The 22,602-nt window shown below is 51.8% G+C and carries 20 protein-coding genes and 1 pseudogene; 8 read left to right on the forward strand and 13 right to left on the reverse strand.

Features of this window, described 5'->3' with window-relative positions; translation table 11 throughout:
* The first annotated feature begins 4 nt into the window (after positions 1–4).
* The 3 genes from SK36_RS21360 (at position 5) to SK36_RS21370 (ending at position 3,287) form a co-directional block, all read left to right on the forward strand.
* The gene (locus tag SK36_RS21360; RefSeq protein WP_048223155.1) at positions 5–1,387 is read left to right on the forward strand and encodes a glycoside hydrolase family 1 protein; all 1,383 of its coding nucleotides are present in this window, start codon (positions 5–7) and stop codon (positions 1,385–1,387) included.
* Positions 1,388–1,399: 12 nt separating this feature from the next.
* Complete coding sequence (locus tag SK36_RS21365; RefSeq protein WP_008786514.1) at positions 1,400–1,702, forward strand: PTS lactose/cellobiose transporter subunit IIA; 303 nt, start codon at positions 1,400–1,402, stop codon at positions 1,700–1,702.
* Positions 1,703–1,907: 205 nt separating this feature from the next.
* Positions 1,908–3,287, forward strand: a complete 1,380-nt coding sequence (locus tag SK36_RS21370; protein ID WP_048223157.1) for a carbohydrate porin — start codon at positions 1,908–1,910, stop codon at positions 3,285–3,287.
* Between the two features lie 106 nt (positions 3,288–3,393).
* On the opposite strand, the gene nepI is transcribed toward SK36_RS21370, so the two are convergent.
* The gene (gene nepI, locus SK36_RS21375) at positions 3,394–4,587 is read right to left on the reverse strand and encodes a purine ribonucleoside efflux pump NepI (protein WP_048223494.1); all 1,194 of its coding nucleotides are present in this window, start codon (positions 4,585–4,587) and stop codon (positions 3,394–3,396) included.
* Between the two features lie 138 nt (positions 4,588–4,725).
* Between nepI and SK36_RS25100 the strand changes: the two are divergent.
* Positions 4,726–4,881 (forward strand): annotated as a pseudogene (locus SK36_RS25100) (hypothetical protein); the annotation flags it as partial.
* Positions 4,882–5,007: 126 nt separating this feature from the next.
* On the opposite strand, the gene SK36_RS21380 reads toward SK36_RS25100, so the two are convergent.
* Positions 5,008–5,460: a DUF1198 family protein gene (locus SK36_RS21380; RefSeq protein WP_045448890.1), complete on the reverse strand. Its 453-nt coding sequence runs from the start codon at positions 5,458–5,460 to the stop codon at positions 5,008–5,010.
* Positions 5,461–5,512: 52 nt separating this feature from the next.
* Positions 5,513–6,847 (reverse strand): NCS2 family permease, encoded by a 1,335-nt coding sequence (locus SK36_RS21385; protein WP_048223164.1) that lies wholly within the window; start codon positions 6,845–6,847, stop codon positions 5,513–5,515.
* Between the two features lie 176 nt (positions 6,848–7,023).
* Between SK36_RS21385 and adeD the strand changes: the two genes are divergently transcribed.
* A complete protein-coding gene (gene adeD / locus SK36_RS21390; RefSeq protein WP_048223168.1) occupies positions 7,024–8,796 on the forward strand; it encodes an adenine deaminase in 1,773 nt (590 codons plus the stop codon).
* 213 nt (positions 8,797–9,009) lie between these two features.
* On the opposite strand, the gene uhpT is transcribed toward adeD, so the two are convergent.
* From uhpT to rbsK, 7 genes are all read right to left on the reverse strand, one after another.
* Positions 9,010–10,401 (reverse strand): hexose-6-phosphate:phosphate antiporter, encoded by a 1,392-nt coding sequence (gene uhpT, locus SK36_RS21395; protein WP_048223170.1) that lies wholly within the window; start codon positions 10,399–10,401, stop codon positions 9,010–9,012.
* Positions 10,402–10,543: 142 nt separating this feature from the next.
* The gene (locus tag SK36_RS21400) at positions 10,544–11,872 is read right to left on the reverse strand and encodes an MFS transporter (RefSeq protein WP_048223172.1); all 1,329 of its coding nucleotides are present in this window, start codon (positions 11,870–11,872) and stop codon (positions 10,544–10,546) included.
* A 9-nt stretch (positions 11,873–11,881) separates the two neighbouring features.
* Positions 11,882–13,384, reverse strand: a complete 1,503-nt coding sequence (gene uhpB, locus SK36_RS21405; RefSeq protein ID WP_048223173.1) for a signal transduction histidine-protein kinase/phosphatase UhpB — start codon at positions 13,382–13,384, stop codon at positions 11,882–11,884.
* A complete protein-coding gene (gene uhpA / locus SK36_RS21410; protein ID WP_048223174.1) occupies positions 13,381–13,974 on the reverse strand; it encodes a response regulator transcription factor UhpA in 594 nt (197 codons plus the stop codon). Before uhpA ends, uhpB begins: the two co-directional genes overlap by 4 nt.
* A gap of 183 nt (positions 13,975–14,157) precedes the next feature.
* Positions 14,158–15,171, reverse strand: coding sequence for an aldose 1-epimerase family protein (locus SK36_RS21415; RefSeq protein ID WP_048223176.1), 1,014 nt, complete (start codon positions 15,169–15,171; stop codon positions 14,158–14,160).
* Positions 15,172–15,182: 11 nt separating this feature from the next.
* Complete coding sequence (fucP, locus tag SK36_RS21420; protein WP_045448907.1) at positions 15,183–16,496, reverse strand: L-fucose:H+ symporter permease; 1,314 nt, start codon at positions 16,494–16,496, stop codon at positions 15,183–15,185.
* A 27-nt stretch (positions 16,497–16,523) separates the two neighbouring features.
* Positions 16,524–17,444, reverse strand: coding sequence for a ribokinase (gene rbsK, locus SK36_RS21425; protein ID WP_045448909.1), 921 nt, complete (start codon positions 17,442–17,444; stop codon positions 16,524–16,526).
* 326 nt (positions 17,445–17,770) lie between these two features.
* Between rbsK and SK36_RS21430 the strand changes: the two genes are divergently transcribed.
* Positions 17,771–18,556, forward strand: a complete 786-nt coding sequence (locus tag SK36_RS21430) for a DeoR family transcriptional regulator (protein WP_048223179.1) — start codon at positions 17,771–17,773, stop codon at positions 18,554–18,556.
* 1 nt (position 18,557) lies between these two features.
* Here the strand turns inward: SK36_RS21430 and ilvN are convergent, their stop codons facing one another.
* The 3 genes from ilvN to ivbL form a co-directional block, all read right to left on the reverse strand.
* A complete protein-coding gene (ilvN, locus tag SK36_RS21435; RefSeq protein ID WP_045448917.1) occupies positions 18,558–18,848 on the reverse strand; it encodes an acetolactate synthase small subunit in 291 nt (96 codons plus the stop codon).
* Between the two features lie 3 nt (positions 18,849–18,851).
* Entirely contained in the window at positions 18,852–20,540 is a 1,689-nt protein-coding gene (gene ilvB, locus SK36_RS21440) for an acetolactate synthase large subunit (protein ID WP_048223182.1), read from the reverse strand.
* A gap of 231 nt (positions 20,541–20,771) precedes the next feature.
* Positions 20,772–20,870, reverse strand: a complete 99-nt coding sequence (gene ivbL, locus SK36_RS24155) for an ilvB operon leader peptide IvbL (RefSeq protein ID WP_003827118.1) — start codon at positions 20,868–20,870, stop codon at positions 20,772–20,774.
* Between the two features lie 522 nt (positions 20,871–21,392).
* Here ivbL and tisB point away from each other — a divergent pair.
* Both tisB and SK36_RS21455 read left to right on the forward strand, forming a co-directional pair.
* Positions 21,393–21,482 (forward strand): type I toxin-antitoxin system toxin TisB, encoded by a 90-nt coding sequence (tisB, locus tag SK36_RS21450; protein ID WP_003840643.1) that lies wholly within the window; start codon positions 21,393–21,395, stop codon positions 21,480–21,482.
* A 118-nt stretch (positions 21,483–21,600) separates the two neighbouring features.
* Complete coding sequence (locus SK36_RS21455; RefSeq protein WP_048223184.1) at positions 21,601–22,434, forward strand: DMT family transporter; 834 nt, start codon at positions 21,601–21,603, stop codon at positions 22,432–22,434.
* Positions 22,435–22,602: the final 168 nt, after the last annotated feature.

The following is a 22,602-nucleotide window of genomic DNA, read 5'->3' on the forward strand; positions in this document are numbered from 1 at the left end:
AACAATGAGATACCGTTTTCCTGAAAACTTCTGGTGGGGCAGTGCCTGTTCAGCGCTGCAAACCGAAGGGGATAGCCTGAACGGTGGCAAAAGCCAGACCACATGGGACGTATGGTTCGACCGTCAGCCAGGCCGTTTCCATCAGGGGGTTGGCCCGGCGAACACCTCGACATTTTATCAGCACTGGAAGCAAGACATCTCGCTGCTGAAGCAACTGAAGCACAACAGCTTCCGAACTTCCCTGAGCTGGTCGCGCCTGATCCCTGACGGCACGGGTGAAGTAAATCCTGAAGCCGTCAATTTCTATAACAATGTGATCAATGAGCTGCTGGCACAGGGCATCACGCCATTTATCACCCTGTTCCACTTTGACATGCCAATGGTGATGCAGGAAAAAGGCGGCTGGGAAAACCGGGAAGTGGTCGAGGCATTTGGTCGCTACGCACAAACATGCTTCGACTTGTTCGGCAATCGGGTTAAGCACTGGTTCACCTTTAATGAGCCGATTGTCCCGGTCGAAGGCGGCTATCTGTATGACTTCCATTATCCAAACGTGGTGGATTTCAAACGTGCCGCGACCGTGGCGTACCACACTGTACTGGCACATTCGACGGCTGTTCGCGCGTATCGCGCCGGGAACTATGACGGTGAAATTGGCGTAGTGCTAAATTTAACGCCTTCCTATCCGCGCTCACAAAATCCGGCGGATGTGAAAGCCGCACACCATGCGGATCTGCTCTTCAACCGCAGTTTTCTCGACCCGGTACTGAAAGGTGAATATCCTGCAGACCTGGTGGAACTGCTGAAAGAGTACGATCAGCTGCCCACGTGTAAGCCTGGCGATAGCCAGCTGATAGCCGATGGCAAAATCGACCTGTTGGGCATTAACTATTACCAGCCCCGACGGGTGAAATGTCGTGATAGCGCGGTCAATCCTGATGCACCGTTTATGCCTGAATGGTTGTTCGATTATTACGAAATGCCGGGACGCAAAATGAACCCTTACCGTGGCTGGGAAATTTATGAGCCAGGTATTTACGATATTATTACCAACCTGCGAGATAATTACGGTAACCCACGCTGTTTTATTTCTGAAAATGGAATGGGGGTAGAAAACGAACAGCGGTTCATTCAGCAGGATCAAATCAACGATGACTACCGTATTGAATTCGTTTCTGCACATCTTAAATGGCTGCATAAGGGAATAAGCGAAGGCTGTAATTGTCTTGGCTACCACATGTGGACCTTTATTGATAACTGGTCATGGCTCAACGGATATAAAAACCGCTATGGCTTTGTTCAGTTAGATTTAGAAACGCAAAAACGTACGGTGAAAAAGAGTGGCGAGTGGTTTGCCGATACCGCCGAAAACAATGGTTTTAATTGAGAACAGAAGATCATGATTGCATTAGAAGAAGCAGTAATGGAAATCATCGTTAATGCCGGCCAGTCCCGAAGCCTGTGCTTCGAAGCACTCCACGCTGCACGCGCCGGGAACATTGATGAAGCGAAAAGCCTGCTTCGTGAGGCTGATGGCTACGCACGCCAAGCTCACCACATGCAAACAAAATTGATCGAACAGGACGCCGGGGAAGCCCGGCAGCCTATGACATTAATTATGGTGCATGCGCAGGACCACTTAATGACATCGCTATTAGCCCGCGAACTGTCAGAAGAAATTATTCATCTGTATCAGCGCTAATATGAACTTACACTTTACGAACGGAGAGTTTATTACGATTAAATAAAATATTTCTGTACCCGTTAACAAAATAAACAGATCAACTTGTTTTGGTGATAGCAAATTAACCCAAGACGGGATGGTTATTATCTTAAAATAAATTAATACACACGCTTATTCGGAATGCCTATGGCAACCTGAAGGGTAAAGTGTAAATGAGATAACCATGAATTTAACTAAGAAACTTCCACTAGCCATGGCGGTCGTGGCCGCGCTTTGCCCAGTTTCTGTCCTCGCACAGGAATTTACTCAGGAACAAATCGACGCCATCGTCGCCAAAGCCGTAGATAAAGCACTTACGGAACGTCAGGCGAAAATGGACGCTGCTGTGGCGAAAAAAGCCGATGTGATTAATGAACCACAAAGTGCAGCACAATCCCCGGATATGGCGATTCCGTTCGGCGTGAAATTCAGCGGATATGCGCGCTACGGCGCACATTTCCAGAGCGGTGATCAGAAATACGTCGGCGTTGATGGTTCCTATAACGGTGCGTCGGCCATTGGCCGTCTGGGTAACGAAGGCAACGGCGGCGAATTCCAGCTCTCCAAAGCGTTCAAAAGCGACAACGGCGCCATCTGGGACATCAACGTGATGATCGACCACTGGGGCGACGAAGTTAACCTCAAAAAAGCCTACGCCGGCGTAACTAACGTGCTGGAATCCAATCCTAACGCTTATATCTGGGCGGGCCGCGACTTCCATCAGCGTCCACAACAAGGCATCAACGACTACTTCTGGATGAACCATGACGGTCAGGGAGCCGGGGTTAAAAACTTCGACATTGGCGGCGTGCAGTTTGATGTCGCCACTGTCGCCGCGGTTGAATCGTGCAGCCCGGAAGTGATGGAAGACGAAGCCAACCCATCACGCATTACCTGTACCGGCGGTTCTGGTACGGGCGATAAGGGTAACTACGCAGTAACGTCCAAAATCCACAATATGAAGGTCGGTCCGCTGGATCTGGAGATTTACGCCAACTATGGCTTTGACTCTAAAGCCGTCGAGAGCGATGACCGCCTGAAAGCCTGGCAGGGTGCATTTGTGCTGAGCCACACTAACGACAGTGGTGTGAACAAGGTTATCGCCCGTTATTCTGATAATTCAGATAACAGCGTCTATAACAAAACCGACGATCTGACAGCGATATACGCCAGTTTTGAGGGGAGCCATAAGTTCACCCAACAGGCGCAGGTCGAATACCTGCTGGCGTTCCATGATTACGACAACAGCACAGACAAGAGCGACAACCGTAAGAACTACGGCGCGATTATACGTCCGATGTATTTCTGGAACGATGTTCACTCCACCTGGCTGGAAGCAGGCTATCAGCGGGTTGATTATGATAACGGCGGGGATAACAACGGCTGGAAGTTAACGCTGTCGCAGAACATGTCGATCGCTATGGGTCCAGAATTCCGCCCAATGCTGCGCTTCTATGTCACCGGCGGCAAAGTTGATAATGACCGCACTGCTCGCGTCAACGGTACGAAGGATGAAACGCTGGATGACTTTAACCTCGGCGCAATGTGGGAGGCGTGGTTCTGATTAGTGAAAGGTGTAATGCCTGATGGCACTGCGTTTATCCGGCCTGTATTGCGATTGTAGGCCGGATGACGCATTTACAACACCATACGGCAAATAGAACTGGCGATCACTGCATACCCTTTATGCGTACTTTCGCTGCCACCAGAAGCGCCGTCAGCAGCATCAGGCTGCCGGAGAGCATCAGGGGCGACAGCAGTCCGAGGTTATCGAGTGCATAGCCTCCAACCGCAGCCCCACAGGTATTGGCAAGCTGGATCACGGCGACCTGGACGGATCCGGCTTTTTCTGCCTGATCCGCAAGCGAGCGGGTGATCCACGTCGACCAGCCTACCGGTACCAGAGCGAACGCCAGTCCCCAGATAATCGCAATGCCTGCCGCCACCACTTTGTCACTCCCCCACAGGATCAATACCAGCGCACTGAGCGCCAGCACCAGCGGCGCACCTGCCAATGCCAGTTTGACCGAACGTTTCAGAATCACAGAAGAGAGCGACGTGCCAACAAAGCTGGCAATACCAAAACTCAGCAGTACCAGCGTCAGGCCATCAACATCAAATCCCGCCAGATTCATATACACCGGGCGAATATAGGTAAAGAAGGCGAACTGCCCGGCAAAAGACATAAAGATGGCGATCATGCCGGCCATCACACCAGGACGTTGCAACAGGCTGAACATATTTTGTTTTTGGTGCGATGGCTCGCCAGGCAACGAAGGCAGCGATTTAACAACCCAAATAATACACAGCACCCCCATTACCGCTGCCGCGTTAAAAACGTTGCGCCAGCCGATGATACCGCCAAGGAAGCTGCCCAACGGAGCGGCGATCACCAGCGCGATAGAAACTGCGCCAAAGATAACCGACAGTGCTTTCGGTACCGTGCGGGCGGGCACCAGACGCATGGTCAGCGAGGCCGACATCGCCCAGAAACCGCCGAGCGCCAGCCCAAGGCAGGCACGACCAATCAGCAGCAGCGTAAAAGAGTTAGCAAATGAAACCAGCAGGCAGGAGAGCGTCAGCAGCACGGAGAACAGGATGACGATATAGCGGCGGTCGGTCGCCTGAATAATTTGGGTAATAAACAGGCTGGCAAACATGGCGACAAATGCCGTCACGGTCACCGATTGTCCGGCCACACCTTCTGAAATCCCCAGGTCCTGCGCCATAGGCGTCAACAAACTGACGGGCAGAAACTCAACGGTTATCAGGCAGGCAACACAGAACGCCACGGCGAATACCGCCGACCAGTTTGGTCGGGCATTTACCTCAGCGCGGGATTTTTGTTCAATAACGTCACTCATTTTGTAACCTGCGTGGTATTTCTGTAGAAAAGTCACGCAGTGTAACATTAAAAATGTGACGGATTTAACGTTTAGGCAACTTTCCAGGATTTGCAATAGCGCTGCGCGGCAGATCGCATAATAAAAACGACGCATTGATACGCCAAACAGGATATGACCAACATCAACAACCATGAACCCGCTGGATTTCGCGAGTTAGCCAGGCATTATACGCTTCTCAACGACGATAAGATTACTGCGCTTGTGAGGCAAAATTATCGGTCGTACCTGGCAGATAGGTTTCCGGCCAGATAATCGCACTGTGTTGAGTCGCTTGTTTCATGATGCACCTCGTCGTATAAGTGTAACGAGGGCCCCTGTGCGGGAGATAGATATAAATATTATGACGATTAAAAATAATCGTCATAAACAAGCATGATATCAGTGCAGCCAGTGCACCCCATCTTCAGGTTGAAAAAAGGCGTTATAGCGCATCTGAAACGCATTTATTTCCTGCATATCTGGCTCCATTTCTCGCAGAAAACCCAGCGCCAGGCGCACCTGTGCATCGGTAACCGGCGCTGCCAGGCGGACTTTTTGCAACAATCGATGCCACTGCAGCAAGTTCTGTTCACTACCGTCAACAATGACGATTTGCCAGATCAACAGCACCTGGGCGGCATTTTGCAAATGCGATTCGTCAGGCCGATGAAGATACTGTAAAAACGCTTCTCCCTGCACTTTTCCCATCTGATCGATCATCGATTCTACCGGCACGACGTCAATGCTCAACCGTTCGCTCAGGCGACGAATCGCGCGTCGTGATCCAGACGTCAGCACCCGAAAACCCACTACAAAAACAACAACCAACGTGGCCAGCATTATCCAGATCATGAGTTCTCCTGCGTTATCCGCGCTCATGATATCTGGAAACAGACTGCGAATACTAATCCACCAGGATGATTTTCAACGCAAACAGCAATGCCACGGCGACCACACAAAGATTCAGCTCACGCCAGCGCCCGGTAAACACTTTCATGATGCAATACGACATGAAACCCAGCGCAATTCCTTCGGTAATAGAAAAACTAAAGGGCATCATCACCGTCGTGATAAAGGCAGGCACTGACTCGGTTAAATCGTCCCAGCTAACGCGCGCCAGGCTTGAGGTCATCAGCACACCCACAAAAATAAGCGCACCTGCTGTCGCATAGGCAGGCACCATACTGACCAGAGGTGAAAAAAACATCACCAGCAAGAATAGCGCACCAACCACCACGGCAGTCAGCCCCGAGCGTCCACCGACCGCCACGCCGGCCGTACTTTCAATGTACGCCGTTACGGAAGATGTGCCGATAAATGCCCCTGCAACAGAGCTGACACTATCCACGTACAACGCCTTATTCATATTGGGAAATTTACCGTCACGATCGATTAATCCGGCTTTATCTGTTACGCCAATTAATGTTCCTGATGAGTCAAAGAGATTAATTAACATAAACGAGAAGATAATACCGGCCAGATTCAACGACAACGCACCGCGTAAATCAACCTCACCAATCACTGCACTGATGTTAGGTGGTGCAGAATATATACCGAGGAACTGAACATCACCAAAAAACAATCCAAAACATGACGTCACAACAATAGAAATCAATACTGCCGCATGGAAATTACGCGATGACAGGACCGTAATAATAAAGAACCCAAGAATACCTAACAATACGCTATGTGAGCTTAAATCACCGATCGCTACCAGCGTATCTTTATTGGCAATAATAACGCCTGAATTTTTTAAACCCATCAACGCAATAAATAAACCGATACCGCTGGTAATGCCAATACGTAAGCTAGCGGGTATGTTTGAAATCATCCAGTAACGAATACGAAAAAGGGTAAGCAGAAATAATCCGACGGCACCCCAAAATATCGCCCCCATCCCCGTTTGCCAACTCACCCCCATCGCCCCCACGACGACAAAAGCAAAAAAGGCATTCAGCCCCATAGCAGGAGCCAGGGCTACCGGCAGATTGGCAATCAGTCCCATCGCAATACTGCCGATGCCCGCAATCAGGCACGTGGTCACAAACACCACCTTCGGGTCCATTTGCGCAGCGCCCAGTATTTGCGGATTCACAAAAACGATATACACCATCGTTAAAAATGTCGTCATTCCCGCAATCATTTCTGTACGTACTGTGGTCTCGTGCTGTTGCAACTTAAATAATCTCGCAAGCCACCCTGAGCTCTCGTTTACATCATCACTGATTTCATTATTCATTTTTTTCATCCATTGATGAGAGTATAAATTCAGTCTCTTTTTAAAACAGATGGCATACTTAATTCAGTGATAGTTATCACATTGCAAACGCACGTTAATCGATAAACTTTAAATAATCACAGCTATTCTTAAATGATAAATAACAATCAAATTGATAAAATCAAAATGAGAAAAATATGAATAATACGATTAACGATAAATTTCATTACATTAGCCGTCAGCAAAGACAAAATTTGCTGGCTGTTTCTCGCGGTGACGCACCTGCCGATTATATTATTGATAATGTCAAAATTCTCGATCTGATCAACGGTGGAGAAATGCCAGGGCCAATCTTGATTAAAGAACGGCATATCGCCGGTATCGGTCCGGAATATTCTCATGCCAGTGCATTACGGCGTATTGATGCTCACGGCGCGACAGCAGTTCCCGGTTTTATCGACGCTCACCTGCATATTGAATCCAGCATGATGACACCTGTGGCCTTTGAAACCGCGACGCTTCCTCGCGGGCTCACTACCGTCATCTGCGACCCGCACGAAATCGTCAACGTGATGGGGGAAACTGGCCTTGCCTGGTTTATCCGCTGCGCCGAACAGGCAACACAAAATCAATATATTCAAATCAGTTCCTGCGTCCCGGCGCTGGCTGGCTGCGACATCAACGGTGCCAGCTTTACGCTTGAACAAATGCTCACCTGGCGGGATCATCCACACGTTGCCGGTCTGGCGGAGGTAATGGATTACCCTGGCGTCATTGCCGGGCAGGACGCACTTCTTGATAAAATGGATGCCTTTCGACATCTGACGCTGGACGGTCACAGCCCCGGCCTGCAAGGCAAAGCGTTGAACGCTTACATTGCCGCCGGAATTGAAAATTGCCATGAAAGCTACCTGCCAGAAGAAGGACGACGAAAGCTGCAGCTTGGAATGGCGTTGATGATTCGCGAAGGTTCTGCCGCCCGCAACCTCGACGCGCTGGCTCCGCTCATTAACGCGCTAAACAGCCCACAATGCATGCTGTGTACCGACGATCGTAACCCATGGGAGATCGCCCACGAAGGGCATATTGACGCACTGATTCGACGCCTCATTACACAGCACCACGTACCGCTTCACATCGCTTACCGCGTCGCCAGCTGGTCTGCTGCGCAACATTTTGGCCTGCGCCATCTCGGCCTGCTGGCTCCTGGAAAACAGGCGGATATTGTCCTGCTCAGCGATGCCCACAACGTCACGGTGCAACAGGTCTTTATTAAAGGTGAACCACTCAATGCCGATACGCTGAAAGCTGACGAATCGTCCAGGCTGGCGCGTACAGCGCCTCCATACGGCAACACCGTGGCACGGCAACTGGTCCGTGCCACGGATTTTCGGTTTCATTTCACCCCTGGAAAATGCTATCGGGTGATTGAAGTCATCCCCAACGAATTAATCACCCCCGCCAGCAAATGCTGTTACACGGAAGACGGCTTTGATCGTGATGATATTTGTTTTATCGCTGTTCTTGAGCGCTATGGCTATCAGCACCCACCTGCCTGTGGTTTATTAGGCGGGTTTGGGCTGAAGGAGGGGGCGCTGGCAGCAACCGTCAGCCACGACAGCCATAACATCGTGGTCATCGGTCACAGCGCTGAAGAGATGACGGTGGCGGTTAATCAGGTGATCGCCGACGGCGGTGGCTTATGCGTGGTTCGTCATGGGGAAGTTCAATGCCATTTAGCGCTACCAGTCGCCGGACTGATGAGCACTGATACGGCAGAATCGCTGGCCGAACAAATCGATTCACTGAAAGCAGCAGGTCGGGCGTGCGGCACGCTCCCCGATGAGCCCTTTATTCAGATGGCATTTCTCTCTTTGCCGGTGATCCCCGCGCTAAAGCTCACCAGCCAGGGATTATTTGATGGCGAAGCATTTACGTTTACATCGCTGGAGATTGCTGACTCGCCGTAAGGAACAGCGAATCCGAAGCATAAAAAAAGCCCGCTATGAGAACTTTATTCATTGGGCGTTATCGGCGCAGACAGTTTGAACACGGACAGCGCGCAGAAACCGGAATGTACAGATAGTACCTGAGGATTTCGAGCACTGCCCTGGTTCAAAATGACAAGCAAGATAGCCCTGATGAATAAGATTCAGAGGCGGGCAAAAGTTACCAATACACACTTAAGCGGTTTTTAACTGCTGGATCTTTTTCGCACGGCGAATTTTACGTTCTTCAAATACGGCGACGATGGCCATCAGGCAGATACAGCCGATAGCGGCGGTATCCAGCGCGGCGAAAGTCCCCGCCCAGCCGGTCAGACCAAAGACTGGCGTACCATCGGCAATCATCCCCAGACCCAGCTTGGCAAAGCTGTCGCCAATCAGATAAGCGAAAGTACCTTTAATCCCATCGGCAGCACCGATCGCTTTTTTCGGTACGAAACCAACTGCCGCCACACCGATTAACAATTGCGGGCCAAACACCAGGAAGCCAAGGGCAAACAACGACGCCAGGTAAACGTACTGGTTGCTGGCGTGCTGGTAGACACCCAGCGTGGCAATGATTAATGCCAACGCGACACAGGCCACCAGCGCACGACGGCCGTTTGCCAGGTCAGAGAGCCAACCCCACAGCAGCGTACCGACCAGCGCCCCGACTTCAAACAGGGTAAAGCCCTGAATCGCGACTTCTTTGGAGAGTTTCAGCTCCTGGAAGGCGTAGACGGTGGACCACTGATCGATACCGATGCGCACCACGTACAGGAAGATGTTGGAGAAGCACAGCAGCCAGATCACTTTGTTTTTCAGCACGTACTCAACAAAGATCTGCCACTTGGTCATGTCATTTTCTTCAGTCTCTTTGTCCTCTTCGCTGATCTCTTCCCCAAACAGCTCTTCGGCTTTACCCAGACCATAAGATTCCGGGGAGTCGCTGCCATAGCGCAAGCCAATAAAGCCCACAATCAAGGCGATAATCGACGGGAAGATAAACATGCCGATCACGTGACCATCGAACAGCACATTAGCACCAAACAACGCCACGCCTGCCGCACCTGCACCACCGAGGTTGTGGGAGATATTCCACATCCCGAGATAAGAGCCACGTTTACGGCGCGGTGTCCATTTGGTGATCGTCGAATAGCTGCACGAGCCACCGGTACTCTGGAAGAAACCACTCAGCGCGTAGAAGGCAATCATCAGGAACAAGCTGGTTGAGCCTGCGCCCATGCTGGCGCTGAAGCCGAGCATACAGATAGCCGAGAGGATCAGCATAAACGGCAGGAACTGCTTGGTGTTTTTGCCATCCGCGTAATAGGAAACCAGCGTTTTACCTACACCGTAGGTGATGGAGAAGCCCAGGCCAATCATCCCCAGCTGCGTCATGCTCAGCCCGTAGGTGGAGATCATGTCGTTCTGCGCGATGTTAAAGTTTTTGCGGATCAGGTACATGGTCAGGTAGCCGATGAAAACCACCAGGTAGGACTGCATGAATGGTTTGAACCACATTTTACGCCGCACATCGAGCGGCAAATCCAGGGTCGGCTTGCGCACCTGGTTTAGAAAGGCCAGCATAGGACACTCCCGAGCTAATTTTTATACCTGCGAATGGCAGGCATTGTAAAAATCAGCCGGGAGGCACGCCTGAGACAGCGTCCAGGTGAAACCGGGAAAATTTCTTAGTTTTGCCCCACTCGGGGCAAAAAAGTGAGGTGCATCACGCTTCACTAACTTCGCGCGGAGCCTGAGCATTCAAAAACGGCAGCAACAGCAGAGCAGAAATCCCTGCGGCAATGGCGATCACCACAAAAAAACCGGTCCAGTGCCAGACCTCCATCACCTTCGCCAACGGCCAGCCGGAAAGCGACGCGCCCAGATAAGCGAACAGCCCAACAAACCCGGTTGCCGCGCCCGCAGCATCTTTATGCGAACATTCCGCCGCCGCCATACCGATCAACATCTGCGGGCCGAAGACAAAGAATCCGGTAGTGAAGAAGCACGCCGCCTGCATCACGTAACTGGCAAACGGCATCAGCCACAATGAACCCACAGAGAGTAATATTCCGGCGGCAAAAATCAGGTTCATCGGGCCACGGTTCCCGTTAAACAGTTTGTCCGAGCCCCACCCCGCAACCAGTGCACCGATAAACCCGCCCAGCTCGAACATGGTCACTGCGGTATTAGCGGTGACCAGATCAACACCCAGCGTCTCGGACATATACAGATTGCCCCAGTCATTAATCGCAGCACGCACCACGTACACCAGCACATAACACAACGACAGCAGCCAGATATACGGATTCAGCAGCACATATTTGGTGAGGATCTCTTTTCGGCTAAGCCCCGCACCTTCCTGCTGTTGGTCTATTTCCAGCTCATCGTGCCGCCAGTCACCAATCGGCGGCAGACCAATCGCCTGTGGCCTGTCACGCAGTCGCCAGCAGAGGATCACGCCTACGACAATCGCCATCAGCCCGGCAATCATCATTCCCGCACGCCAACCATAGTGCAATGCGGTAGCCGCCATAACGATTGGGATCAGCGCCCCGCCGACGTTATGTGCGGTATTCCACAGCGCCCACCAGCCGCCGCGCTCGGTACGCGAATACCATGCGGTCAGTAATCGGGCGCATACGGGCGAACCCCATCCCTGAAAGAAGGCGTTCAGCGCCCACAGCACGGCAAACGCCCATAGCGAAGTAGAAAAACCAAACAGAATGTTCACTACTCCGGTGGCAATCAGCCCGATGCCCATAAAATAACGGGCATTAGAGCGGTCGCTGACGACACCGGAGACAAACTTTGACAACCCGTAGGTGATATAAAACAGCGTCGCCAGCAGGCCAATATCGCTGCGAGTCAGCACACCGCTGGCAAGGATTTCCGGCACGGCGGCGTTGAAGCTTTTGCGGGTGAAATAGAACAGCGCATAACCAAACCAGATGGTCAGCAGAATATGCCGCCGCCAGTAGCGGTAACGGGCATCGATCTCGTGTTTATCGGTAAGGCGCGGCGCGTTCGCCGGGGCTTTTAAAAACTGAAACATTGTCGCTCCTTACGCATAACGCTGAGGCAAAGACACGCTAACTCGCGTACCGTGCGTACAGGAAATAGCAAGCGAACCTCCAAGGGCAGTGATGCGCTCTCGCATCCCGGTCAGGCCAAATCCCTGCTGATTCACACCCGCCGGCAAGCCGCTGCCATCGTCCTCAATCACCAGCATTAATCGCTCGTCCTGAAGCCACCCCTGCAGCGTTACCGCGCTGGCGTTAGCGTGCTTCACTATATTATTCAGACCTTCCTGACAGACGCGAAACAGCGTCACCCGCTGACTTTCGCTGAGCACGGCTTCATCTATCCGCCAGTCAAGATGACTGACGATACCGCGACTCTCCAGTTCCATTTCTCGCATCAAGGAGCGGATAGCCTGCTCCAGCGTCAAATCATCCAGTTGACGTGGACGTAAGCGCCCAAGCAGGCGGCGTACCGAATCATAGACACCCAGAGAGAGCTGCTCGATATGCGCCCCGCTCTGCTTAACGCCCGCATTTTCCGGGGCCAGTCGCTGTACGATGCCCGCCTGAGTGCGAATGGCGGTAATAGTCTGGCCGATGTCATCGTGTAGCTCACGCGCTACGTCGCGACGCACGCTCTCTTCGGTTTCCAGCAGGCGTTCTGCCAGGCGATGATTACGCGCCAGTTCGTTTTGCAACGACTGGTTTAATTCGCGCAAACGCTGAATGCCTGCACCGAGCAGCAGTCCGGTCAGACTTTGCGCCAACAGTGAGAGCAGCAAATCAACCGGATGATCGTGCCAGGTCTGGCTGGCAATGAGTGCGATAGCGTTCATCAGCGTCGCAATCAACGCCCCCTGCCAGCCGTAGTGCCAGGCGAGCGCTATAATCGGCAGCGCCAGGCAGAACGGCGTAAAGCGTGACAACTCATCCGGCAACCCCAACTGGAGCCACAGGCTGACGCTGAACAGCAGCAGATACCACACCAGGTGCCGCCCGCGCCAGTTCACCGGCTGGGAAATCACCGCCGGACCAAGCGGCAGCCAGGTGGTACTGGTGAGATAGTGCCAGAACACCAGGCAGACAGGAGCCAGCGTCAATCCACCGGTTAACGTCAGCAGCAGGGCGTTCCACGCCTCGCCACCTTGCCCCAGCCACGGAGCTGACTGCAGCAGCGCCGCCGCGGTCAGCGCCGCGCCCTGTAACAGCAGAGTGCGCCAGTCGCGCTGATGGCGATAGCGAGAGATCAGTGCCACAGGGAGCAGCGTCAACAGGCTACCGATCATCAAAAGGGGTAGATGTGCCAGCGCAACTTCCTGCACCAGCCAGAACAGGAGCAGCCATTCCGCCCCCAACAACACAGGCCAGTAGCCACGCGGACATTGCAGCATCAGTCCCAGACGCAAGCCGAACGGAAATAACAGTACCGCCAACTCAGGACGCTCTACGAGATGCAGGCTGACACTCCACAAACAGAACCATGCGGCGGAGAAGATAAAGAAACAGGCGACAACAGTGATTAAGCGGGAGAAAAAGGTGTTCATTGCCAGCCGTCAAACATCCGTCTCGCCAGTTCAACGTCGTTACTGACGCCCAGCTTTTCCATCAGGTTAGCGCGATGTACGTGTACCGTTTTTGGCGACAGGCCCAGTTCGGCGGCAATCTCTTTCACCGCCATGCCCTGCGCCAGTTTTTCCGCCACCTGTCGTTCACGTTTGGTCAGTGGATCCTGACGCCCGGCAGCCAGCTTAACCGCAATATCCGGCGTTAAATAACAACCGCCTGTTGCGACGGTATGTACCGCTGCAATCAACTCGTCGGGACTACAGCGTTTGGAGAGAAAACCTCGCGCACCAGCGTTCAGCGCCTGTTCCACCAGCGCCGGACTGTCGTGAACGGAGAGCATGATGATCGCCATCCCTTTCGGCAACTGACTGAGTAACTCCAGCCCGGAAATATCCGGCATTGAGATATCACAGATGCACACCTGCACACCGCGTCCCGGCAACCCTGCCAGCGCCTCTCGCCCGGAGCCAAATTCGGCAACAACCTGCAAATCGAGTTCAAGCCCCAGCAGTTGAGCAAAGCCGGAGCGGACGATAAGGTGATCGTCAATGAGGGCAACGGTGATCATGGTTTTGTCCTGGCGGGTATAAAAAACGCGCTTACCTTAACGATATACACTTCATCCTTCAAGCTGCGTCTTTTCACCCCAGGAGCTTACTGAAGAAAGCGCCTGGGGATTCTCAGTCTTACCGCCTTGATGCAACTTGAATAATTTTGTGTACCAGCGCGTTGCTATTCAAACCTTGAGCGCTCAGACGATACCAGTAGTGACCGTAAATGACCGGGTTTGCTGCGGTTGTACCTCAAGCAAAGTACCGTTTCGCCTGGCAGCCAGGAACCCTTCCGGCCGACAAGTCGCAGGCAGGGCGAATGCTGCCACCTGCTGATCGCCGTTATAAAGGATCCAGCGAGTCACGTAGTTGAGTTCGGAACTGGCAAAACAGGTAACAAACGTGGTGCCATCCGGGGCGATCATCCGGAATTCGGGTTTATCCGTGTATCTGTCCAGCTTGTCAGCAAAGAAGACGATTTCCGGATCGTAAAAGTCAGGTTCATTGAGCGTTGTCAGTGACGCTTCACCTTGTAAGATCCGTTGATTAAACGCCAGCCACTGTTCGGTGGGTTTCACATGTGCCGGAACAGATTCACGCAACTTCAGCGCTTCATCCGGGATATTCTGGCTAAAGGTAGCCTCCGGTACGTACGCATAATTCATGTGGCACATATACTGAAGTGGCATCGCGACAGATGCCAGGTTAGTGACGGCCATCTGAATGTCAAAAAGCGCACTTGCTTTACGCATCACCACCGCAGGCTGCGCCTGATAATGATGACCGAATCCCATCACATACTCACAGCGTCCGGTCACACGCAGGCTATCGCCTTCCAGTTCCAGCCAGGCCTCGTCCATCGCGGCACAGGCCATTTCACCGTGCAACGGGTGAACATCTTCTGGTGACGGACAGCCATTCGCCAGTAACCCGGAATGGAAGGCAAAACAGCCATAAGTCGCGACCACTTCCGTTGCAGGTTTCGGCTGGCTGAACATGTTGTGCATGGTCAGATCGTGACCATCAAACTGAGCATCCCAGATCATCTGCCCCATCCAGGGCAGAATAACCAGGTATCCACGACTGTTCTGGACCTTCAGCCCTTCCACACCGCTGGCATAGCGAAATGCGGTGATAGTGAAATCGCTGTTCTGCATTAGGGTTCGCGGATGTTCGCTAAAGAGCTCCCGCCACAGCGTGATTCGTGTTGTCATGATCGTTCTCCTCAGGATGCAGTTGCTTCAGCCAGACTGCGCACTTTGCTTTCGCGCCAGAAGTAGATCCCCACGTAAACAAAGCACAGCATGGAGACAAGGAAAGAGAGTTGCAGCGAGTGGAACATATCCGCGACATAGCCCTGAATCGCCGGTATCACGGCCGCGCCAACAATGGCCATCACAATCACCGCGCCAGCCATTTCAGTATGTTCGTTATCTACGGTATCCAGCGTGCCGGCATAGATAGTCGCCCAGCAGGGTCCAAACAGCACGCTCACCAGCACCGCAACGTAAACGGCACTAAAGCTCGGTGCCAGGGAGACATAGGCAAGGAACAATGCGCCGATGATAGAGTAAAGAATCAGCACCTTTTCCGGGTTAAAGCGGGTCATCAGAATATTGGCGATAAACTTGCCGATGAAGAAGCAGGCAAAACTGTAGACCATAAAGTTAGAGGCATCACGTTCGTTGATATCGCCCAACTCCAGCGCCAGACGAATGGTGAATGACCACACGGCTACCTGCATCCCCACATACAGGAACTGCGCCACAATGCCACGCCGGAAGCGGGCATTGCTCGCCAGATAGCGCAGCGTGTCCATCGCCGACGGGCGTTTATGGTTCGCGGTTTGCGCCACTTTGCAGGTCGGGAAACGGGTAAGTAGAAACAGCACCATCACGACCACCAGAACCATAATCATATACTTATACGGCTCAAGGGTGTTTTCCAGCATCAGCACTTTGAAGTTATGGATCTGCTCGGCATTCATCCCCGCCATCTGTTTTTCCAGACTATCGCCTTCGGAAAAGACCAGGTATTTACCCAACAAAATGCCGGATGCCGCACCAATCGGGTAAAAGGTCTGGCTGATATTCAGTCGCAACGTGGCATAGGCTTTTGGCCCAATCATCGAACTGTAGGTATTCGCTGCGGTTTCCAGGAAACTCAAACCGATCGCAATCGCGAAGATTGCCGCAAGGAACATGGTGTAGGTTGCCATGTGCGATGCCGGAAAAAAGAGCGTACAGCCAACAATGTATAGCGTCAGGCCAATTAATATCGCCACTTTATAGCTGGTCTTTTTAATCACCAGAGACGCTGGAATCGCAATTAAAAAATAGCCGCCATAAAAGGCGCTCTGAACTAATGCCGAGGCAAAGTTACTGAGTGAAAATACGCTTTTAAATTGCGTAATCAGAATATCATTTAATGCGGCTGCGCATCCCCATAACGGGAATAAACAGGATAACAAAATAAACTGGAACAGAGGGGTCTTATTCAGATACCCATCGGGCATCTGAATGATGTTTTTATCGTTCATAGTGCTACCTTTTACAATGCAGGAGTGTTATTCGTTTAGGGTAAGAAACTCATTAAATTGTTCGATACTCGGATAAGAAGATTGCGTACCTTTTCCGGTGACGCTAAACGCAGCAAAAAGGGCGGCTTTCTTCATGGCGGCTTCGACATCACCACTCTGGACATAATAATGGGCAAAACAACCAATAAAGGCGTCGCCTGCGCCGCTGGTATCGACGGCATTGACGCGAAACGCCGGGACATGTACTTCCTGGTCACGCGTCATCCATAGCGCGCCTTTTTCACCCATTGTCACAATAATATTGTTAAGTCCTTTATCCACCAGGGAACGGGCAGCTGCGCGAATATGGTCATAAGTATCAACCGGCATCCCCGTTAATATTTCAAGTTCGGTTTCATTCGGCACAAAGAAATCACATTTACAAGCGTAGGACATATCTAATTCACGTAATGCTGGTGCGGGATTTAATAACACTTCAATGCCATGCTTTTTACCAAATTCAATCGCGTGATAAACTGTTTCCAGTTGGACTTCCAGTTGCAGGACAATAAGCTGGCATTTTTTTAAATCTTCCGCTGCACGATCGATATCCTCCGGAGAGAGAAATTTGTTCGCCCCTTTAATAATAAGAATGCTGTTACTTGAGTTGGCATTCACAAAGATCGGTGCGACGCCGCTGCTGGTACACGGAACTTTTTCTACATAGGTGGTGTTAATACCCCAGGATTCGAGGTTACGAATGGTGTTATCGGCAAAAATATCATCACCGACTTTCGTCAGCATCAGCACTTTAGAATTGAGTTTCGCGGCCGCAACGGCCTGATTCGCCCCTTTACCACCACAGCCGATTTTAAACGCCGGTGCTTCCAGGGTTTCCCCTTCTTTCGGCATCTGGTTGGTGTAGGTGATGAGATCCACCATGTTAGAGCCAATAACAGCGATATCCATTTTACTACCTCTCAGAAACAATCACACAACAATGATATTAAAATAACATTATCATGTTACTTTCGTATCATTTGTGATTACGATCGCGATTGGAGGATCATTTTTCTGTTTATTTATTAAACACGAGATTAGCGGTTGATTAATCCCCCCCTTCTCACAACAATTACAATCTACTGAAATTAAACTGTTTATAATCAAAAAAACGAGAATAAACGCGCTTTTAATTCCCGCCCGTCGGACGTATAGTAATGCAGCAATGTGATGTTCCTTACGACACAAAAATGTTACTAACGGAACATGCAAAATATGAATCGCGGAGAAGGTGAATGGAAACCAAGCAAAAAGAACGTATTCGACGCCTGATGGAACTGTTGAAGAAGACCGACCGCATCCATCTGAAAGACGCCGCGCGGATGCTGGAGGTTTCCGTGATGACCATTCGCCGGGATCTCAGCCAGGATGACGAACCGTTACCCCTGACGCTGCTCGGCGGCTATATTGTGATGGTGAACAAACCCGCCACCATCGTTAACGCTCCGCTCCCCACGCAAAAACCTTATCATCGCGACGATCTACCGGTTGCCATTCTGGCCGCAGGACTGGTGAGTGAAAACGATCTGGTCTTTTTTGATAATGGTGTGGAAATGCCGTTGGTGGTCAGCATGATCCCTGACGATATAACCTTTACCGGGATTTGCTACTCGCACCGGGTGTTTGTGGCGCTGAATGAAAAGCCTAATGCCACAGCGATCCTCTGCGGGGGGACCTATCGGGCGAAAAGTGACGCCTTCTACGACACCAGTAATCCTTCGCCGCTGGACTCACTGAATCCTCGAAAAGTCTTTATCTCCGCCAGCGGTGTACACGAGCACTTCGGCGTCAGTTGGTTTAACCCGGACGACCTCGCCACCAAACGCAAAGCAATGGAGCGCGGGCTCCGTAAAATTTTGCTGACCCGTCACGCCCTTTTTGATGAGGTCGCACCTGCCAGCATTGGTCCGCTTTCCACCTTTGATGTGCTGATCAGCGACCGTCCGTTACCGGCAGATTACGCCACCCACTGCCGGAACGGTTCCGTCAAAGTGATCACCCCCGATTCAGACGGCGACTAAGCTACTCAAAAAAGACGGTAATTTTATTAAACATTGAGGGATCGGACTGGTTACGTGCAACTTTCACAACATCTTCCAGCTTATCTATCTGGCTTATCATCTGTTCCAGACGCTGGTCGTCGTTGACCAATAGCCAGATACGACTCTGATCGCTGCCCTGAATCGGTAGACAGAGAATACCTTCCACGTTAAATGCCCGACGGGCGAACAGGCCGCAAACGTGGGTCATTACGCCGGGGTGGTTACGTACGGTGAGTTCCAGAATTACGTTGTCATGAGTCTGCTGTTGCATGGCTTATTCCCCCACCATTTCTGTGTTTGCCGCACCCGGCGGCACCATCGGGTACACTTTCTCTTCGGCGTCAATGCGCACGTGGATCAGTGCAGGTCCTGGACGATTGATAATCTCCTGCAGCGCCGCCTGTGGGTCTGCTTCGTTGTTCAAATCGCAGGTGTCGAGACCAAAACCGGCGGCAATCTGCATAAAGTTAATCATTCCAGGATAGGTAGCGGCAAAAACCCCCTGTTTGTAGAACAGGCTTTGTTGCTGATACACCAGCCCCAGCGCTTCGTTGTTCATCAGGATAATTTTAATATCCAGCTGATTTTCACTGGCGGTGGCCATTTCCTGAATATTCATCATCAGGCTGCCATCACCAGAGAAACACAGCACTTTTTTATCCGGATTCGCCAGTGCAGCACCAATTGCCGCTGGCAGTCCAAAGCCCATAGTCCCCAGGCCACCGGATGTCAGCCACTGACGCGGACGGTTCAGTGGGTAAGCCTGCGCCGCCCACATCTGATGCTGACCCACATCGGTGGTGATGATCGCGCTGTCGTCCACACAGGCAGCAACGGCGTTAATCAGCCCGTAATGGGTGAGTGGGTCGCTTTCCTGCGGAATAGAGCAAGGGAATTCGCGCTGTAAATCGGCCACCATTTGATGCCACTCTTCACGCGGCTGCGCCTCAATCAGAGGGATCAGCTGCGCCAGCACCTCATCGACATCAGCCTGAATCGCCACGTGCGGTTGTTTAATTTTACCCAATTCGGCACGGTCGATATCCACATGAATAATTTTGGCATTCGGACAGAACTGTTCGGTTTTGCCAATCGCCCGGTCATCAAAACGTGCACCAAGAACAATCAACAAATCCGCTTCTTGCAGAATAAAGTTGGTACTGCGCGCACCGTGCATCCCCAGCATACCTAACGACAACGGATGCGCTTTTGGCAGCATGCCGAGCGCCATTAAGGTCATGGTGGTTGGCAACGTCGCTTTTTCTGCCAGCTCGCGCACCCGCGCAGGCGCATTGATGACGCCGCCCCCGAGGTATAACACAGGCCGCTTCGCCGCATTAATCATTGCTGCGGCATCACGGATGCTGTCCGCGTTAAAAGTAGGCGTGGACATTTTTTCGGCCGGTTCAGGCATCTCGTCCAGCTCAATCGTTGCTGTTTGTATGTCCTTAGGAATGTCTATCCACACCGGACCCGGTCGTCCTGACTGCGCAATGCGGAATGCATCGCTCATAACCTGCGGTAGTTCATTGATATGTCGGACCAGATAGTTGTGTTTAGTGATGGGGATAGAGATGCCGTAGGTGTCGACTTCCTGAAAGGCGTCGGTACCGATCATTGAGGCCGGAACCTGCCCGGTGATACACACCAGCGGGATGGAATCCAGACGCGCATCGGCAATAGCGGTCACCAGGTTGGTTGCGCCTGGCCCACTACAGGCCATACACACAGCGGGTTTACCATCGGTTCTCGCCATTCCCTGGGCGATAAACCCCGCACCCTGCTCGTGGCGCGCCAGGATATGACGGATTTGCGTGCTTTGGCTTAAGGCGTCGTAGACGGGGAGAATCGAACCGCCAGGAATACCGGTGACCACCTTGATACCCTGGCGCTCCAGAAAATGAACGATAAATTCTGCGCCCGTAAAACGCGTACGTTTGGATGTTATGCCCGAACTTGCCATGCTCCAGTCCTTTTTATTCTGGGCCGACTTTACGCGTCGTATTTCAAGTTGCTGGTGCGTTGGCTGCTCGCGTTCCCCTCAGTCACGTACCGATGTACGCTCCTGGAGATTCGCTCACTTGCCGCCTTCCTGCAACCCGAATTACTTAGCGTATCCGGGGAGGTCTCTTAAACGAAAAACCCCGCCCGGTTTGCGCCGGCGGGGTTTTGGAATCGTGTGTTGTTCCGGACCCTACGGCGCATTGCCGACGACCACCACCACACGCACGACGACCGCTGCGCGAGATGGCGCAGTTTTTAGTAGGGTCGCAGTCAGCATGGAAGGGTTCATTAGGGACCTTGTCTGTTTGTTGGTTAACAGGATTCATACAAACACAGCTTTTTCGGCGTGACAATGGAAAATTTTTCATCTGCACAAAAATGCGTCAAAGATCACACTTCACTATATGTGACGCAAAAAACAAAAAACCCCGCCGGAGCGAGGTTTTTTCAGCGTTGTGCGGTTGGTGGCCGCAAAGCACACTGTGTTATGTCAACGGTAAAAGTATACGCGTTCCGCGAAGAACACGCAATTTCGGCACGAATTTTGATGTTTTTGAGTATGGCTTAACGATGGCAGAACGTCCATATAATACTGTTAATTTATACAGTATTTATCTATAATGTCACCGTACGCAATGTGTTATGCGGGGGCCGCATCGTAAACCGGCGCAACAAAGTCCTGGCTGAAACGGGTGGTGCCGTCAGCGCCTGAACCCCGTGTGAGCACACTGTGTTATGTCAACAAAGGTGCTGGTAACAGGCAGCGGCAAGGTACGCCAGCACCGTGCTCCTTGTACCAAAAGGAGAGCGTATGAGCCTCGTGGATATCGCTATTCTTATCCTCAAACTCATTGTTGCAGCACTGCAACTACTTGATGCGGTTCTGAAATACATTAAGTGATTCAGATTCAAGTCGCACCTAAGAGGAGCGGGAAACCGCTCCTCTTTCACTTCTCCCTGGTGCTTGCACCGCGCCAATATGTTACGTTTTTATGACATTCTCAGGGAAGAATACCGCCATGACCCTTTCTGTTTTCTGCATTTTGCTGTTTGCCGCGCTGCTTCATGCCAGCTGGAATGCCATTGTAAAAGCAGGAAACGACAAACTTTACTCAGCCATCAGCGTCAGTGGCTCGGCGGCTGTTATGGCGCTGGTATGTTTACCTTTTGCACCACATCCCTCTGTCGCCAGCCTGCCATATTTAGCGATCTCAACCGCGTTACAGGTGGTGTATACCGTACTGGTTGCTAAAACTTATCAGGTCTCGGACATGAGCCAGACCTATCCCTTAATGCGCGGCACAGCCCCACTGCTGGTCGCTATCATTAGCGTCCTGTTTCTCGGCGATAGCCTGTCGATGCTTGCGTGGGTAGGTATTGCTACGATCTGTCTGGCAATCCTCGGGATGGCATTTAACGGTCGCAGCAGTTCGCAGCGTGGAATTATCCTGGCATTAATCAATGCCTGCTTTATTGCCGGATATACACTGGTGGATGGCACCGGTGTGAGATTATCAGATACCGCGCTGGGCTATACGCTTTGGACGTTCTTTCTGAACGGCTCATGCCTGCTGAGCTGGGCGATGATTGCCCGACGCCGGGAAGCATCGCGCTATCTGGTACAACAGTGGAAAAAAGGGATTCTGGGCGGTATTGGCACCATGGGCTCTTACGGACTGGCGCTGTGGGCGATGACGCAGGCCCCGCTGGCGGTCGTCGCCGCGCTGCGCGAAACGTCTATTCTGTTTGGCGCCCTGCTCGCCTGGCTACTACTTAAGGAAAAAGTCGCCGGAATACGTCTTATCGCCGCGGGGGGAATTGCTTTGGGGGCAATTTTATTGCGTTTATCCTGATTGCCGGATGGCGGCTACGCCTTACCTATCCTGTCATCGCCATCACCATTCATTCCGGCAACATTTATTGCCGCTTTTTGTTTACATTTCCTGCCGTTCACCTCCCGATCATTGCAGTTCTGAATATGGTCTTCTTTTTTTAATGTGGTAGATTCCACGCGCATTTAC

Origin of the sequence: Citrobacter sp. MGH106 (assembly GCF_001037495.1) — a bacterium.
In the GTDB taxonomy this organism is placed as follows: domain Bacteria; phylum Pseudomonadota; class Gammaproteobacteria; order Enterobacterales; family Enterobacteriaceae; genus Citrobacter; species Citrobacter murliniae.

Excerpts from the sequence above, each read along its gene's own strand:
- SK36_RS21360 (WP_048223155.1), top strand. The coding sequence starts at position 5 with ATGAGATACCGTTTTCCTGAAAACTTCTGGTGGGGCAGTGCCTGTTCA.
- SK36_RS21365 (WP_008786514.1), top strand. The coding sequence starts at position 1,400 with ATGATTGCATTAGAAGAAGCAGTAATGGAAATCATCGTTAATGCCGGC.
- SK36_RS21370 (WP_048223157.1), top strand. The coding sequence starts at position 1,908 with ATGAATTTAACTAAGAAACTTCCACTAGCCATGGCGGTCGTGGCCGCG.
- nepI (WP_048223494.1), bottom strand. The coding sequence starts at position 4,587 with ATGAGTGACGTTATTGAACAAAAATCCCGCGCTGAGGTAAATGCCCGA.
- SK36_RS21380 (WP_045448890.1), bottom strand. The coding sequence starts at position 5,460 with ATGATCTGGATAATGCTGGCCACGTTGGTTGTTGTTTTTGTAGTGGGT.
- SK36_RS21385 (WP_048223164.1), bottom strand. The coding sequence starts at position 6,847 with ATGAATAATGAAATCAGTGATGATGTAAACGAGAGCTCAGGGTGGCTT.
- adeD (WP_048223168.1), top strand. The coding sequence starts at position 7,024 with ATGAATAATACGATTAACGATAAATTTCATTACATTAGCCGTCAGCAA.
- uhpT (WP_048223170.1), bottom strand. The coding sequence starts at position 10,401 with ATGCTGGCCTTTCTAAACCAGGTGCGCAAGCCGACCCTGGATTTGCCG.
- SK36_RS21400 (WP_048223172.1), bottom strand. The coding sequence starts at position 11,872 with ATGTTTCAGTTTTTAAAAGCCCCGGCGAACGCGCCGCGCCTTACCGAT.
- uhpB (WP_048223173.1), bottom strand. The coding sequence starts at position 13,384 with ATGAACACCTTTTTCTCCCGCTTAATCACTGTTGTCGCCTGTTTCTTT.
- uhpA (WP_048223174.1), bottom strand. The coding sequence starts at position 13,974 with ATGATCACCGTTGCCCTCATTGACGATCACCTTATCGTCCGCTCCGGC.
- SK36_RS21415 (WP_048223176.1), bottom strand. The coding sequence starts at position 15,171 with ATGACAACACGAATCACGCTGTGGCGGGAGCTCTTTAGCGAACATCCG.
- fucP (WP_045448907.1), bottom strand. The coding sequence starts at position 16,496 with ATGAACGATAAAAACATCATTCAGATGCCCGATGGGTATCTGAATAAG.
- rbsK (WP_045448909.1), bottom strand. The coding sequence starts at position 17,444 with ATGGATATCGCTGTTATTGGCTCTAACATGGTGGATCTCATCACCTAC.
- SK36_RS21430 (WP_048223179.1), top strand. The coding sequence starts at position 17,771 with ATGGAAACCAAGCAAAAAGAACGTATTCGACGCCTGATGGAACTGTTG.
- ilvN (WP_045448917.1), bottom strand. The coding sequence starts at position 18,848 with ATGCAACAGCAGACTCATGACAACGTAATTCTGGAACTCACCGTACGT.
- ilvB (WP_048223182.1), bottom strand. The coding sequence starts at position 20,540 with ATGGCAAGTTCGGGCATAACATCCAAACGTACGCGTTTTACGGGCGCA.
- ivbL (WP_003827118.1), bottom strand. The coding sequence starts at position 20,870 with ATGAACCCTTCCATGCTGACTGCGACCCTACTAAAAACTGCGCCATCT.
- tisB (WP_003840643.1), top strand. The coding sequence starts at position 21,393 with ATGAGCCTCGTGGATATCGCTATTCTTATCCTCAAACTCATTGTTGCA.
- SK36_RS21455 (WP_048223184.1), top strand. The coding sequence starts at position 21,601 with ATGACCCTTTCTGTTTTCTGCATTTTGCTGTTTGCCGCGCTGCTTCAT.